The sequence below is a fragment of the Bradyrhizobium sp. AUGA SZCCT0182 genome, from assembly GCF_018130185.1.
GTDB lineage: Bacteria > Pseudomonadota > Alphaproteobacteria > Rhizobiales > Xanthobacteraceae > Bradyrhizobium.
The window spans coordinates 1-14514 of record NZ_JAFCLY010000044.1 but is presented as its reverse complement, the minus strand read 5'-3'; the positions used below and the strand labels follow the sequence as shown (position 1 = coordinate 14514).

At 61.3% G+C, this 14514-nt stretch carries 18 protein-coding genes; 7 read left to right on the top strand and 11 right to left on the bottom strand.

What is annotated here, in order from left to right; genetic code table 11:
- Positions 1–429 precede the first annotated feature (429 nt).
- Together JQ611_RS33020 and JQ611_RS33015 are read right to left on the bottom strand one after the other, a co-directional pair.
- Positions 430–669 carry a PilZ domain-containing protein gene (locus tag JQ611_RS33020; protein WP_212270234.1) on the bottom strand — a complete coding sequence of 80 codons (240 nt, stop codon included), beginning with the start codon at positions 667–669 and terminating at the stop codon, positions 430–432.
- An 831-nt stretch (positions 670–1500) separates the two neighbouring features.
- Positions 1501–1764: a hypothetical protein gene (locus JQ611_RS33015; protein WP_212270235.1), complete on the bottom strand. Its 264-nt coding sequence runs from the start codon at positions 1762–1764 to the stop codon at positions 1501–1503.
- A 264-nt stretch (positions 1765–2028) separates the two neighbouring features.
- Between JQ611_RS33015 and JQ611_RS33010 the strand changes: the two genes are divergently transcribed.
- Positions 2029–2166: a hypothetical protein gene (locus tag JQ611_RS33010; protein WP_212467806.1), complete on the top strand. Its 138-nt coding sequence runs from the start codon at positions 2029–2031 to the stop codon at positions 2164–2166.
- Between the two features lie 42 nt (positions 2167–2208).
- Here JQ611_RS33010 and JQ611_RS33005 read toward each other — a convergent pair whose 3' ends face one another.
- Positions 2209–2484 (bottom strand): hypothetical protein, encoded by a 276-nt coding sequence (locus tag JQ611_RS33005; RefSeq protein WP_212270237.1) that lies wholly within the window; start codon positions 2482–2484, stop codon positions 2209–2211.
- A 556-nt stretch (positions 2485–3040) separates the two neighbouring features.
- On the opposite strand from JQ611_RS33005, the gene JQ611_RS33000 reads away from it, so the two are divergent.
- Positions 3041–3337, top strand: a complete 297-nt coding sequence (locus tag JQ611_RS33000) for a hypothetical protein (RefSeq protein WP_212467805.1) — start codon at positions 3041–3043, stop codon at positions 3335–3337.
- A 294-nt stretch (positions 3338–3631) separates the two neighbouring features.
- Positions 3632–4042 (top strand): hypothetical protein, encoded by a 411-nt coding sequence (locus tag JQ611_RS32995; protein WP_212270239.1) that lies wholly within the window; start codon positions 3632–3634, stop codon positions 4040–4042.
- Between the two features lie 117 nt (positions 4043–4159).
- On the opposite strand, the gene JQ611_RS32990 is transcribed toward JQ611_RS32995, so the two are convergent.
- The 3 genes from JQ611_RS32990 to JQ611_RS32980 all read right to left on the bottom strand — a co-directional run bounded on the left by JQ611_RS32990 (position 4160) and on the right by JQ611_RS32980 (position 5665).
- Positions 4160–5008 carry an alpha/beta fold hydrolase gene (locus JQ611_RS32990; protein WP_212467804.1) on the bottom strand — a complete coding sequence of 283 codons (849 nt, stop codon included), beginning with the start codon at positions 5006–5008 and terminating at the stop codon, positions 4160–4162.
- Positions 5005–5373, bottom strand: coding sequence for a hypothetical protein (locus JQ611_RS32985; protein ID WP_212467803.1), 369 nt, complete (start codon positions 5371–5373; stop codon positions 5005–5007). Before JQ611_RS32985 ends, JQ611_RS32990 begins: the two co-directional genes overlap by 4 nt.
- Before the next feature lie 181 nt (positions 5374–5554).
- Positions 5555–5665, bottom strand: a complete 111-nt coding sequence (locus JQ611_RS32980) for a glucose transporter (RefSeq protein WP_212385477.1) — start codon at positions 5663–5665, stop codon at positions 5555–5557.
- A gap of 208 nt (positions 5666–5873) precedes the next feature.
- Here JQ611_RS32980 and JQ611_RS32975 point away from each other — a divergent pair, with 208 nt between their 5' ends.
- Entirely contained in the window at positions 5874–6137 is a 264-nt protein-coding gene (locus JQ611_RS32975) for a hypothetical protein (RefSeq protein ID WP_212467802.1), read from the top strand.
- Between the two features lie 93 nt (positions 6138–6230).
- Here the strand turns inward: JQ611_RS32975 and JQ611_RS32970 are convergent, their stop codons facing one another.
- The 3 genes from JQ611_RS32970 to JQ611_RS32960 all read right to left on the bottom strand — a co-directional run bounded on the left by JQ611_RS32970 (position 6231) and on the right by JQ611_RS32960 (position 8775).
- On the bottom strand, positions 6231–6470 hold the full coding sequence (locus tag JQ611_RS32970; RefSeq protein WP_212036121.1) for a hypothetical protein: 240 nt from the start codon (positions 6468–6470) through the stop codon (positions 6231–6233).
- Between the two features lie 191 nt (positions 6471–6661).
- On the bottom strand, positions 6662–7375 hold the full coding sequence (locus tag JQ611_RS32965) for an outer membrane protein (RefSeq protein WP_212270245.1): 714 nt from the start codon (positions 7373–7375) through the stop codon (positions 6662–6664).
- A 353-nt stretch (positions 7376–7728) separates the two neighbouring features.
- Complete coding sequence (locus JQ611_RS32960; RefSeq protein WP_212467801.1) at positions 7729–8775, bottom strand: alpha/beta fold hydrolase; 1047 nt, start codon at positions 8773–8775, stop codon at positions 7729–7731.
- Positions 8776–8924: 149 nt separating this feature from the next.
- On the opposite strand from JQ611_RS32960, the gene JQ611_RS32955 reads away from it, so the two are divergent.
- Positions 8925–9470, top strand: coding sequence for a MarR family winged helix-turn-helix transcriptional regulator (locus tag JQ611_RS32955; protein ID WP_212270247.1), 546 nt, complete (start codon positions 8925–8927; stop codon positions 9468–9470).
- A 15-nt stretch (positions 9471–9485) separates the two neighbouring features.
- Here JQ611_RS32955 and JQ611_RS32950 read toward each other — a convergent pair whose 3' ends face one another.
- The gene (locus tag JQ611_RS32950) at positions 9486–9908 is read right to left on the bottom strand and encodes a hypothetical protein (protein WP_212385483.1); all 423 of its coding nucleotides are present in this window, start codon (positions 9906–9908) and stop codon (positions 9486–9488) included.
- Between the two features lie 206 nt (positions 9909–10114).
- Positions 10115–10381 carry a His-rich protein BRANT gene (locus JQ611_RS32945; RefSeq protein ID WP_211998036.1) on the bottom strand — a complete coding sequence of 89 codons (267 nt, stop codon included), beginning with the start codon at positions 10379–10381 and terminating at the stop codon, positions 10115–10117.
- 325 nt (positions 10382–10706) lie between these two features.
- Between JQ611_RS32945 and JQ611_RS32940 the strand changes: the two genes are divergently transcribed.
- Complete coding sequence (locus tag JQ611_RS32940; RefSeq protein WP_212467800.1) at positions 10707–11249, top strand: lipopolysaccharide assembly protein LapB; 543 nt, start codon at positions 10707–10709, stop codon at positions 11247–11249.
- A 323-nt stretch (positions 11250–11572) separates the two neighbouring features.
- The gene (locus JQ611_RS32935; protein ID WP_212467799.1) at positions 11573–14206 is read left to right on the top strand and encodes an EAL domain-containing protein; all 2634 of its coding nucleotides are present in this window, start codon (positions 11573–11575) and stop codon (positions 14204–14206) included.
- Positions 14207–14514: the final 308 nt, after the last annotated feature.

Genomic DNA, 14514 nt, shown 5'->3' with positions numbered 1-14514 from the left:
GGGTAAACGACGGACCTTACCCTTTCCCTCATCCACTTAGGTGATTGGTCCCTTTCAATTTTTTGGGTGGCCCTTTTTGGTCCTCGCCAGCGCCGCGATCTTGCCGCTCTCTGTTCATCCTCCAGAGTGAGTAGTCCCGGAACAGAAAAAGGCAGTACTGGCCTATATTTCGCCCCCTAATCCCTAATCGGCTGTTTGAGCCAGCGGCCTGCTTTTTGAACCAAAGGTCCGCGCGGGAATCTCAGCGGGAACAGCTAACTCGCGCGAATGCGCCGCCCAACGCGCCGGTGGTCATGAGACCAGATCTCGATGGTCAAGATATTTGGCGCGCGCGCCGCTCCGCGGTTTGCGAATTGGTAGCGGCGATGTCATAGCGGGCCAGCGCCATCCCGCTAAGGTCGACCGCGTAGGACGACGCTGGGTGGCATATCATTGATTCCCGCCGAACCGTTTCTGGCTTCCCTCGAAATACCCATTGAATTTGACGCCGATCAACTTCTCGGTTCGCCATATCACCGTGCAGCTGATGCGCTCAGCGGCGATCAGAAGTGTAAATTGCGCCGGGATGCCCACCGGGCTGACTACCTCGAGCCCCGCTCCAGTCTCGGACTGGTTGCGAATGAGACAGGCGATTGTGCGTCCGCTGAACTCGATGATACCGGTCTTCATGAAGCGACCCCTGGTCCGCGCAGTACGCAAGCCAAACTGGGGGACGACCAATTTGCGCGACTTGCAGCCACGCTAACCCTGTTTAGAACGGTCGCAACGAAACTCGCGTGTTAAGCTTGATGTCCGCGTTGCGGGTTAATTCTGGAACAGCAATCGCTGCAGGCGAACAGACTGCCGCGCGCCGATCTCAAGCGGGCTCGTCCGGCATCACGCCGGCCTCGATGGCATCAGAATCCACGGATGGTCTACATAGCGGGCAGTCGTTTGGGAGTTCTTATTCCCGAGCAAAGAGCGGCTGAAGTCGAACAGCCCGCTCAGCGAAGCCGTAAGGCGAGAGACCGAGGAGGGAGCCAGATCATGGAGTATCGGGCATTGCTCAGAGTGGTCCAGGGCATCGATCGAAAATGGAAATGGTTTGTCGCTCTAGCGTCAGGTCGACGGCAAGGCAAAGCGCGGGTGACACCGGCGACGCAACGAGGCTAATCCTTCTCGTCGAGGTCGGGAACTTCCCACAACAAGAACGCCATAATGATAAGCGCTGGGGTCCAAGCTAGCATGGCCCCAAATGCAATGGCCTGCACCGTTGTCATGATCACTCCGCGGTTGTCCCAACCTTGGGTCACTTAACCTAACGCGCGGGCTCTGGATAGCGGCCTTGTAAAACTGTTCACAAAAAATGACATTTTCCGACAATAGGTCACGATCGCCGTAAGGTATTGATATAATTGAATGCGGGACGGTTTTGTAAACCGAAGGTCGGGAGTTTTAATCCTCTCAACCGGCACCAGTCCGCGTTCAAAGTCACATATACGACAACAACGCCTGCACCGTTTACATCAGCATCCAGCGCCGTATCAGCCACGCGAGCCCGAGCGCAGCCATCATGACGCCGACGCCGAGCACATCCACCGCGTATTCGGAAATCGCAGGCGAGCCGTCTGGCAATCTTGAAAATGGATTCCAGCTCGGCCCTTCGGAGTGATCGACTTTCACCCGATTGAGGGTGAAAAGCGCGAGCGCGGCCCAACCGATAAAGAAGCAGACCACGTGGCAGACATAAGCCGCCGGCGAGCTGACACCATTATACTTCAACATGGCACCTCCCGAACAATGGCTTGATGAATACGGTTCTGAAGTGCGCGCTTCGAATTGTCCGGCACCTAAAGCAGCTTTCTGCCCTCAATCCTCGATATTCACAGCCACGGCGAGTTTCCCGTTATCCTCGCTATTCACAGTGAGCACTTTTGGCGCCGCTCTCTGGAGCCGCTTTATGCAGACCGCAAGATCAAAAAATCTCAAGCGACTCTTGACCGGGAATCGCAAATCAGAACCTGTACGGCCTTGCTTCAGAGGGCCACCGTGCAAGATCCATTTACTGATTTCATGACTGGCAAGATTTCCGAACGGCACGCCAAACAGGACCGGCGCCTATTCGGCCTGATGTATCTCTGTATCGCAGCTTTGATCGTGCTGGCCGTCGCGAAGCTGTTCGTCTGAACAGCGCATAAGAAAAAGCCCGGATTGCTCCGGGCCTCTTCGTTACCAATGATGGTAGTGTCGATGATAGTGGCGGCGATAGTATCGCGGGCCATCGTCGTAATAGCCGTACGGCCCACCGCCGTAATAGCCGTACCTCGGTCCATAATGGTAGCCACTGTTGTAGGCGTTGGCTGCCGCGGCGGCGCCCAGCACGCCTGCGGCCACACCGAAGCCGATCGCCGCGTTACGCCCGCCGCGGGCCTCGGCCGGCGAGTTGACGACAGCGGTTGTCGCAAGCGCGGCAACGGCCGCGAGAGTGAGTGCTATCTTTCGCATGTGCGCTCCTTTCCGTTGCCGGGTTAACGCGTGCCGAGCGAGCCTGTTGCAGGAACTTGCCCAGGTTAGTTTTTGCATTTTTGGGAAACGGAGTTCTGTTCCGGTGATTCAGCGGAGTTCCGGAATGCGGTTCGTCGATCGCGCGTCTGCTTGGGAGCGCAGATTCTGCGGCCTTCCTGCATGGCGGCGTAGCTGAGCTATCGACTGCTGATCCGCTCGACATCCGGCGCTCTCGGACTCTTGTCCGACCGGTTCGGATCATCGACCCGGGATTTGAGATCAGCGGCCTTCTCGACCAGGCCCGCTGCCACATTCGGGTCCGTGACTGTTCGTGCGAATTTGAGAAGCGTAGTTGCTTGACGCGTCAGATACTGCCTGCCCACCACCGCTGTTATCTCCCGCTTGCCTGTCCGCAGACCTTACGTTGCAACGCGGGAATCGTTCCGGGCCCTGTGTTACGAAGTGCACATTTAATCTTTGTTCCATCCGATACCTGCGGCATTTTGGGTTCCCGTGGCCTCCCGGAACCAACCCCGGCCGGTCACGTTTTTGCTGCATGAGAATTCGGGAAGAAAACTGCAATCTGGTGTTGCTCACCGGCGTGACGCTGGTGAGCGCTGTCATCGCAGGCGCCGCTGGCTTTTGGGAACCCGCCTCCGCCGTGAGCAAAACCAGGCCGGTCTATGCCGCCGCCGCGACATCGTCGTCGTCCGCCGCCGCGACGTCTTCGTCGTCGTCCAACGCCGCCGCGGCTTCGCCGGCGGCTCGGCAACCGGCCCGTCTTGTCGACCAAACGCCGGTCCGGGTGATCGGCGCGCCGTTCGTGCCCAACACCAATCCACGCGAGCGCTAATCAAGATGAGGGTCAGGCTGTGACGGCCGACCCTGTTTCCTCATGCCTTTCGCAAGGCACACCCGGGCTGCGAGTTGCCTATTCTGCTTTGCATGGGGTTGTTTCGCCATTTTGTGTCTGGGCCCAGCGGCGCCCCGATACCCGCTGGCGGAGGCTTTACGCAGCGTATCCCCACTGTTGTGTCGCCCTTTTGTCACCTCGCCGGCAAATCGAATGCCTTCATTAGCCAAGTTCAACACTTGCCCTTGATTCCACAAAGGCCTTTTGCTGGAATGATTTAGGCTGAGGTGTGCGATGAAATGGATGAAAGAACGCGACCTCCTGATCGCGCAGACGATGGCATTCGTGCAATCGGTGACCGGAAAGAAGCCGGACGCCGCGCAATTCCTCGCGAATCCGGCCTCTTTCGTAAGCCCGGAAGCGCCCGCTAGCTTTGACGTGCCCAAAGCCACGCCTGCGGTGTCGATGCCTGACATCGAGGCGATGCTGGCTGAAACCATCTCCGTCGCGCCGCCGAAGCCGGTCCAGAGCGCACGTCCCGAGCCCAAGGTCGACTTCCAGTCCGAGATCCGCGCCCGTGTCGCCAATTTCCGCGCGCATCAGGAACGCTTCAACCGCGAGCGCGAGGCCTATTGCAGCGCCACCATGGCCAAGGTCCACGCCGCGCTGCACGAAGACACCGGACCGCCGCCGCGGGGCAAATAGCCGTTCGCCCAGGTCCTCTGGTTTCAGGTCCTCTGGTTTCAGGTCCTTTTGTTTCAGGTCCTTTTGTTTGACGGGTTTTCTTAACGCGAACCGGAATCCACTTCGCTTGAAAACCCTTTAGGCCCTGCCGATCTTCTCCAGCACCGGCAGCAGGTGCGTCAGAAACAGCTCCGGATTTTCGCTCATCGGGAAGTGGCCGAGCCCCTTCATGATGGTGACTTCACAACCCCTGATGCTGTTCGCCACATCAAGCGTCTCCTCCGGGGTGCAGGAGTAATCATACTCGCCGGACAGCAGAAACAGCGGACAACGCCCGGTGTCGATCTCTGCGACGCGGCCGCGGATGTCGCCGTCAAGCTTGTAGAAATAGAGATCGCCTTTGAAGACGCCGGGCCCGCCCTGCATATAGTGCCAGATCGTTTCCCAGCGCTCGCTGTCCGGCGCATCGGGGCCCACCAGTCCGGAGACGATGGCGCCGCAGACCTCGCCGCCATGCACATCCGGCCGGTGCAGGAAATTCAGATCGTAATAGGGATCGACATGCGCGCCAGCCTGCAGGCCGATGATGGCAAGAAAGCGCTCGGGGTGTTCGAGCGCCAGATGCAGCGCGATGCGGCCGCCGATCGAGCAGCCGATCAGGATCGGCTTGTCGAGCTCGAGTGCCGCCGAAATTTCCAGGACCATGGTCGTGTATTGCGCCGAGGTCAGCTGGTATTCCTCGTCGTGCCAGCCAGCCGGCGGCGAGGATTTGCCGTGCCAGGGCATGTCGAAGGCGATCACGCGATGTTTTGAGGTGACGCGCGCGTCGTTCATCAGCGCGCGGTATTGCCGGCCATCGCTGCCCGCGGTGTGCAGGCACAGTAACGGCGTGCCCTCGCCCGCTTGCTCGACATAGATGCGGTGCGGCCGGCCGAACAATTCCAGATGCATGTAGCGGCCGACGATCGGCTCGAACCTCGCGCTCATGCGGCGGCTCCCGTAGCGCGGAGCTTGGCCAGCGCTTCCTTGAAGTAACGCAGATGGGCCATGAAGATCTGCAGATCGCCTTCGGCCCTCAGCACGCGCCGCTTGATCAGCGCCAGCAAATCGTTGGAGCCCGGCGGCGGGCGCTCGCTCCAGAATTTCTTCCATTCTTCCTCGGAGGCGCGAAGCGCGAAGGCCGAAGACGGCATCACCAGCGGCCCTGGCGTCACCGACACGATTCGACCCTCATGGATCGAAATCAGAAAGGCTGACTGGCCGACCTCAAGTAGGAAGCTGGTCGTGAGGTAGCGGCCGCGCCGGACCAGTACCGCATCGCCATTGACCCGCGCTTGCAGCGTCTCGATCATTCCCGCCCTCGTCCCTGCAATGTCGTCGGGCCGCTCGCCGCGGCTCGCTTTATTGTCTGCATGATGAGTGGATTGGACGCGAGGTCAATCGACATAGCGTTTTCAAGCGAAGTGGACCCCGGTTCGCGTGCAGAAAACGCGTCAAAAAAGAAGCCTGTTCGGCTCAAGCCGAACTAGGCCGTTACAGCCAGGCGTAGACCAGCGCGATGTTGGCCGCGCAAGCCACCAGCAGCGCGACCGTGAGCGTGAGTTGGACACGCTCGCAGGAGTGAGTCTGGAGGATCGTTCTCATGGCCGAAACATCCAGCGATTCTAGCCGAGGAGTCTCGGGGATTCTTTTTTCCGGGATTCATGACTCGTTTACGACTCAAGGACTCCGCCAAAATACCGCCGAAACGGACCATTTTTGCCTTCCCGAGCTCTGAAGGAATGGCATAGCAGCCAAGCCTGAAACCCAAATGGGGCTGCAACGTTGACCGTTTTTCTTGGAGCCCCCCTGCATGCCCTACGCGCTGTTCTGCCAAGAGGCCAAGCTGAGCAAGGCCTATCCGACCGAGGCCGACGTCTGGGGGCTGGCCCGACAGTCGGGGCTCGTGGTCGATGCGGTTTCCGATGAGGAAAGATCCGAACCGCGACCGGTGCTGGACAATGACTACGAAATCAGGCCCTGCCAGCCGGACCCGGACGAAGATCCGGCGCGCAACAAGGCCGAGGCCGAGCGCGACGCCCGATCGGTGCTGCAGTTGGGTTCGAAAGCGGCCTGACGCAGCCGCTTCGCGGGTATTGCTGGCGGAGATAGAGGCGCAGGCGACCGGCCCCGCCTTACGGCCGGAGGAAAAAATCGAACGATCGCCTTCTTAAGGCGTCGCGGCTGCCAGTGAAGCCTGTTCCGAGGCGAGCACGACGCAAGCCTTGCGACGGTTCAGTCCCCTGATCGCGCCGGTCACCTTGAGCACCTTCCCGACCGGACAGTTGGCGTCCTGCACGAAGGCGATTTCATAGGGAGCAAGGATGAGCGGTTCTGATTTCAGGACAGTCTGAGCAAGGCATGGCAGCGACGCTGCGGAAAATATCAGCCCTAACGCAAAAGCACGCATGTTTGATTGTCCAACCAGCCGACTGGACCATAATAGCCGAAGATGACAAAAAGTTGCGTGCACCGCGAAAATTATTTTTGCGGGGTGCCAACAGCTGCGGATAGCCGTTCGTGCCCTCCTGCAGCGCCTCCTGAAAACAAAAAGGCCGGCTTCCCGCCGGCCTTTTCTCGTCTGGTTACGTAGCAAGCCCGTCAGTATTTGGAGGCCGCGGGGCCACCCCAGCCAAACCGGTAGTTCACGCCGACCTTGACGGTGTGTTCGTCGTTCCGGAAGCTCTGGCCGGTGATGTCGGCGGGGCCAGCCGTGAAGGTGGTCTTGCCGAAATCATAATACTGGTACTCGGCCTTGGCCGACCAGTTGGGCGCGAACATGTATTCGAGACCGCCGCCGACGGTGTAGCCGTCCTTGCGGTTGCCGTTGGTGGTAAAGCCCGCCGGCAGGCCGCCCACGGTGACACCGAGATTGTTGCCGTCCCGCCAGGCATAACCGCCCTTGGCGTAGAGCAGCGCCGGACCCCAAGTGTAGCCGACCCGGCCGGTCACCGAACCGAGCTGGTCGGTATTGCTGGTCACCAGCGTACCGCCCGGGAACAGCACGCCATTATTGCTGCCGCCGTTCAGCCAGCTGTACTGGGCTTCGGCACCCACCACCCAGTTGGGCGCGAACTGGTAGTCGAAGCCGCCCTGCACACCGCCGAGGAAGCGCGCGTCGCTGCTTTGCAGGGAGTCGGTGCCCGCAAAGGCCCCGCCGACGTGGCCGCCGATGTAGAAACCGGTCCAGTTATAGACGAGCGCCGGCGCGGTGTAGGCCGGCGCCTTGGTATAAGGGCGAGGCTGGATGTCCGCCGCGAAAGCAGGAGCCGCCATTGCGGCCAGCGCGGCAGCGCCGAGCAAAATCTTTTTCATCTTCATTCCCCGTGACTAACGTTCCGTCATCAAACCAAACAACGTGACCTCAATTAGGTTGCTTTGCGGCAATGCCGGAGCACCTGACGGTGCTCAACTGTGACGGCGCGGCAACAAAGCGCTTTGGTTCCCTCGCATATAAGGTTTTTTCCTGCGTTAACTGGCAGGTATCCCGCTTTGTTGATGTCGGAGATGACTAAGGCAAGGTTCAAGGGTCGCCAAAAAGTGATTGAATTCCGTTCATCTTTCGGAACGGAGGACCCTCCGCTTAGCCGGAGGGACCCTTCGCCGAAGAGCGTCATTCGGGGGTTTCCGGGATGCCCGATTTCAGGCCCCCGGAAACCCGTCCCGGCTCAATAGCCGGCGACGTCGATCACCGCCTCGGCAAAGGCCTGTGGTGCCTCCTGGGGCAGATTGTGGCCGATGCCGCCGGTGATCAGGCGGTGCGCGTATCGGCCTGAGAACTTCTTGGCATAGGCGGCAGGATCGGGGTGCGGGGCGCCATTGGCATCGCCCTCGAGGGTGATGGATGGCACCTGGATCACCGGAAAGGCGGCGAGCCGCTTCTCCAGATCGTCGTATTTCGCCTCGCCCTCGGCCAGGCTGAGCCGCCAGCGGTAATTGTGGATCGAAATCGCGACATGATCCGGGTTGTCGAGGGAGGCCGCGCTGCGCTCGAAGGTGGCGTCGTCGAAATTCCACTTCGGCGAAGCCGTTTGCCAGATCAGCCGGGCAAAATCGCGGGTATATCTTTCGTAGCCGGCCCGGCCGCGCTCGGTGGTGAAATAATACTGGTACCACCAGGCAAGCTCGGCCTTCGGCGGCAGCGGCGCCTTGTTGGCCTGCTGGCTGCCGATCAGATAGCCACTCACCGCGACCAGTGCCTTGACCCGCTGCGGCCAGATCGCCGCGACGATGTCGGCGGTCCGCGCGCCCCAGTCGAAGCCGGCGATGACCGCCTTCTCGATCCTGAGCGCATCCATCAGATCAATGACGTCGACGGCGAGCGCGCCCTGCTGGCCGTTGCGGAGCGTGTCGCTGGAGAGAAACCGCGTGCTGCCGTAGCCGCGCAGATGCGGGACGATCACCCGGAAGCCGGCCGAGGCCAGGATCGGCGCGACGTCGACGAAGGCGTGAATGTCGTAAGGCCAGCCGTGCAGGAGGATGACCGGGGGACCATCGGCGGGTCCTGCTTCGGCGTATCCGACATTGAGGAGGCCGGCATTGACCTGCTTGATGGCAGGAAACGACGTGTGCGTCCCAGGCTTGATCGCCGTCACCGGTTTGGCGTTACCGGACTGGGCGCCGGCCGGGCCAGCCAGGGCGAGCTGGGCGGCTGCCAGCGTCGTGGCTGCGGCGCCGAGGAAACGGCGGCGACCAAGGTTGATGTTGTCGGACATTTGGGTCTCCTACGAGATGAATCGAATACGATTTATTCGAACGCGATCTAATTAGCGTCATAAATCCTGATGTCAACCCTTCCGATTTAATCGTATCCGATATATATGCTCATCGGACGTCACGATCAGGTGTGTCCGGGAGCATCAGGATGAAACCGACCAAGTCTTCGAACCCAACATCGTCGAGCCCAACGTCTGCGGATCCCCGGCCATCGGATCCCAAGCTCGCCGACTTCCTGTGCTTTGCGGTCTATTCGGCCAACCTCGCCTTTGGCCGGGCCTACAAACCGCTTCTCGATGAACTCGGCCTCACCTACACGCAATACATTGCGATCGTGGCGTTGTGGGAAAACGACAATCAGACGGTTTCAAGTCTCGGCGAAAAGCTGTTTCTCGAATCCAACACGCTGACCCCGATCCTGAAGAAGCTCGAGACGATGGGTTATCTGCGCCGGCAGCGCGATGCCGCCGACGAACGCCAGGTGCTGGTCAGCCTGACCGAGGCCGGGCGCGGCCTCCGCGAAAAACTCGGGGGAAGGAATCTGGTGAAGGCTTCCGGGCTTTCACCGGAGGAATTCCCCAAGCTGCAGAAGGCGGTGGTCACGGTGCGCAACAACCTGATCAAATCAATGCAGGATAAGCCGACCGGCGCGTCGGCAAGCCCCTCTCCCGCGGCGGCAAAGCAACGCGCGTAACCTGAGCGCTGATCGCTACCGCGCCATCTTTTCCAGGTCGGGGAATGGCGCATAGACCGCACCGGCGCAGGGCTCACTGGCGTTTTCAATAATGCGGTCGAGCCGGCCATCGACGTAAAGTATCGCGCGTTCGCGCGGTTCGGCGTAATTGCCGTCGGAATCGCGCGGGCTGAAGCGCAGGCAACTGACGTAACGCAGCCGTCCCCCGACGACGCGTTGTATCGGCTCCGCCATCACGGCGTTACGCACGCCGACCGGATTGTTGAGATAGGTCTTCATGAACGAGACTATCTCGCCCTTGTAATTGTTGGGAAACGGCTGATTGGAGACGCCGCGGTCGTCGGTATAGGTGATGCTCCTGCCCTCGTCGCTGCCCGCACAGGCCGCGAGCACGATCGGCAGCAACACGGTCGCCGCAAATTTTGCTGATGTCCCCAAGCGTAAGTCTTCCACCTGCCCCCGAGGCTATCTCTTAGACCGGGCGGCGCCGAAATGGAATTCGCAACTCGGTTATCGCGCCCGGATTGGACCGCTGAAAACGGCGCCAACCCACGGCCATTGGGGAAGCAATGGCGCGTGGGCTGGCCTGATACCCGCCGACGCGTCGGGGGCAATGGGATCGAACCGCGCCCGCGGATCAGTTATCAGCCGCGCTTGCCGTGCGGAACGTGCTTGATCACGACTTTCGGGGTGGTGTGCGTCTTCAGCAAGCCGATGTGCTTGTGGTGGCGATGATGGTGGCGATAATGCTTGTGGTGATGGCGGCCCATCCGCGCATTGGCATTGAAGAACTTCGCGTTCGCCTGCTCCGCCCTGATCGGCGCGTGCATGGTCTTGCCGGGCGAACCGGCCAGCGCGGGTGCGGCGAGAACCGATACGGCAAGCAGCGCTGCGGAAATGGTCTTGAACATGGTTGTCTCCTCTTCCATGGATCGCAGGACTCTCCGGCCACGTGACCGACCCCTCGCTGATCATGCAGACGACGCTAGCGACCACGCGCTGAACCCGTCGTGAAGCGCGACGCCGGACTTCATTCATCTGCATGACATCTTCGTCATGTTCCCAGCGCAATACGGCCGCAGCGCAAAAATCACGGGAATGGCATTAAGCGTTTGGGAATGTTCCCAACCGCCAGGTGTTCAAATCAACGAGCTTCGGTATAGGATGGATGGCACCATCCTTTTCTACTGATTTTCTCGAAGTCGGGTTTCTTGATCTGTTCAACTGGAGAGACGCATGACCAAACTTGCTATTAGGCTTCTGACGCTGGCGATGTTGACGCTGGCGCTAACGGCGGCTCCCGTCGTCAGCGTGGTCTACGCCGCACCCGACAACGATCCGCCGCCGCCGGCGCAAAAGGCCAAGAAGAAGAAATCCAGCGAAGTGCGCCCGAGCACGCAGGAAGCCGCATTTGCAACCGGTTATCGCTCCGCTTACACGGCGATCTACGATCGCCACGACTACGCCTCGGCGATCGAACAGTTGAAGGCGCTCGGCCGCGACGACAGCGCCGCGGTCGCCAATCTGATCGGCTACTCCTATCGCCAGCTCGGCGACTACAAGGTGTCGCAGATCTGGTACGAGCGCGCGCTCAAGGCCGATCCGACCCACGTCAAGACCTGGCAATATTACGGCCTGTGGCAGGTCGAACAGGGCAACCGCGAATCCGCGCAATACCATTTGAACAAGATCGCGGCGCTTGCCGGCACCTCGAGCGAGGAATACCGCTCGCTCGCCGCAGCGCTCGAAAAGCCGCCGGGAACCGGTCTGGTTTACTGAGCCGTCAACGGCCCTCGCTTCGTGGCGGGGGGCGCAGGAATACGAGCAAGCATACGAAAATGGATGGGTGCCGACGCGATCCGCCGCCGGCACCTTTCCTTTTTCTGCCAGGCACACGGAAATTGCGCTGCAGCCTGGCCGCTGGGGCCGGTTGCTTCGGATATTTATTAGCGAATCCTTAAGGATGATCTCTTTCCGCCAGCCGGGGCGGGATCGAAGAACCATTTCAACACCCATGCTCCCTAGGCTTTTCACCAAAATGACGCCGCCGCCCTATCGGACCAAGGCCCCGATGGGCTCCAGGCGGGTATCAGGGTTGGATGATGAGCACAGGCGATTACCCCGTGGCCGAAACGCCGGACGTTCTGCTGGCCGCGCTTGAGCGGGCGAACGACGCCGTGCTGATCCTGGATCGCGAGCTTCACGTCAGCTATTGCAACGCCGCGGCCGAGCTGATCTTCGGGCTCAACCGCGCAGCAGCGCTCGGCTGCCATGTCGGCGATCTCGGCCTCAAGGACCTGCAACATCATCATGTCGCGACGCCGGCCTCGGACCAGGTGAGCCGCAACGACGTTCCGCATGGACGCACCGCCGAGATCACGATCGCGCGCAAGGATGGCAGCCGGATTCGTGTGGCGCTTTGGCTTTCGAACATCGAGATCGACGGTCAATGCCGCACCATCGCATTCGTGCGGGACATCACCAAGGAGGTCGCCCGGCGTGAAAGGCTGGCCCTGCTCTCGCTGGTCGCCGACCGGACCAGCCGCGCCGTTGTCGTCACCGATCGCAATCTGCGGGTCGTCTACACCAATGCCGCGTTTACGGGAATGTTCGGGTACTCGCTTGAAGAGGCGAAGGACCGGCAGGCAGGCGAACTGCTGGTGGGCCGCCATACCGACCGCAGGACGCTGGCCAAGCTGCGACGCTGGGTCGGCGAGGAAGCCGGCGGCGAAGAGGAAGTCCTCGCCTACGACAAGAACGGCGACGAAATCTGGGTTTCGGCCAACGTCAAGACGTTCCGTGACGGCCGCGGACGGTCCAACTACATGTTCGCCCTGCTGACCGACATCACCGAGACCAAGCAGCTGCGTTCGCTGCAGCAGCTGATCTTGAGCGCGCTGGCCGATGAAATCCCGATCGCCGACATCGCCGACCGGCTTTGCCGGCGCGTCGAAGAGATCGCGCCTGACGTCGTCTCCTCGCTGCTTCACATCGACGCCGGCGGACTGGTTCACCCGCTCGGCGGCCCCAGCCTTCCCGAGGACTATTCGCGGGCGCTGGACGGCGTCGCGATCGGTCCGAACATCGGCTCCTGTGGCTCCGCGGCCTATTTCGGCAAGCCGGTGCTGGCGGAGGACATCGACACCGACCCGCGCTGGCAGCCGTTCAAGACCCGCCCGCTCGAGGTTGGCCTGCGCGCCTGCTGGTCCACGCCGATCAAGGGCAAGGACGGGCGCGTGATCGGGACCTTCGCGTTCTATTACCGGGAATGTCGCGCGCCCAGCCGCTGGCATCAGCGGATCGTCGACGCCTGCGTCGATCTCGGCGGGCTCGCGATCGAGCGCAAGGAGGCCCGCGCCCAGATCGCGCGGCTCGCCTATTACGACATGCTGACCGGCCTGCCGAACCGCGCGCGCCTGCGCGATCTGATCCTTGAGGCGACCAACGCCTGCGCCGACGGAGGACACGTTGCGCTGGCGTTTCTCGACATCGATAATTTCAAGGACGTCAACGATACGCTCGGACACTCGGCCGGCGACGAATTGCTGGTCGGATTTGCCCAGCGCCTGCGCGCGCAGATCCAGCCGGGCGACATGCTGGGGCGCCTCGGCGGCGACGAATTCGTGATCGTGCTGCCGAACCGCAACGCGGCCGAAGCCTCGCTGATGGCGTCGCGATTGACGGAGGCGCTGGTCAATCCGATTCAGATCGGCGCCAAGCAGGTCGCGATGTCCGCCAGCATCGGCATCAGCATGTATCCGGACAACGCCACCGATATCGATACGCTGATCCAGCAGGCCGATGCCGCCATGTACAAGGCCAAGCAGGCCGGCCGCTCCACGTTTCGTTTCTTCAGCGCCGACATGGACCGGCTGGCCGAACAGCGGCTGGCCCACAGCGCGGCGCTGCGGCGCGCGCTCGCAAACGACGTTCTGCAGTTGCAGTATCAACCGCAGATCCGGACCAGCGACGGCGGCATTTACGGCGTCGAGGCGCTGGCGCGCTGGTATGATCCCGTGCTCGGCGAAGTCTCGCCTTCGAAGTTCATCCCGCTCGCCGAAGAGTGCGGACTGATCGAACAGATCGGCATGTGGTCGCTCCGCGAGGCCTGCCAACAAATGGCGGAATGGCGCGGCGCCGGCGTGGATATCCCCTGTGTGTCGGTCAACCTGTCGCCGATCAATTTCCAGAATCCGAACCTGGCCGCAACGGTCGCCGGGATTCTCGCAGACCATGACCTGCCGCCGGAAGTGCTGATGCTCGAGATCACCGAAGGCGTGATCATGAACGAGCGCTCGGTTGCGATCGAGACGATGCATGCGCTTCGCGACCTGGGGGTCGGCCTGTCGCTGGATGATTTCGGCATCGGCTATTCGAGCCTCAGCCGGCTGGCGCATCTGCCGATCCGCGAGCTGAAGATCGACCGCAGCTTCATGCACGATGTCGAGAGCGACCCCAGCGCGCTGGCGATCGTGACATCGGTGGTTCGCGTTGGCCAGAGTCTGCATCTCACCGTCGTCGCCGAAGGCGTCGAAAGCGACGGGCAGCTGAATTTGCTGACCGAACTTGGATGCGACGTGGTGCAGGGATTTCTCTACGCCCGTGCGCTGTCGCCCGACGCGTTCGGCCGCTGGCTGCTCGACCATAGCGCCGCGCAGGCGAGCAGGATGCTGCGGCACGTCGGACGATCGCTGGCCGAGGCTTCACCGCGCGCCGCTTCCGGCACGAACTCGTAAAGCCGCTTTCATCGTCTTCCCGGCGCAGGCCGGGACCCATACCGCGTGATCTCTCGGTGAAGGCTCGGCAACAGAGACCGTTCGCAAAACTTCTTCCTGTGGCTATGGGTCCCGGCTCAAGGCCGGGACGACAGCGATGTTTGTCGCTGCACCGAGGCCCAAACATGATGTCGCATTCTCGCGACGCATTGCGCCCGAGCTTTGCCAGAAATTTCCTTGCCCTCGAAAATTGAGGGCGCAGGGAATGCCGGATGCGCGCTGCACCCGCGGTCTCATGTGCGATTGTGCATAAGAATGCTGCACATGAG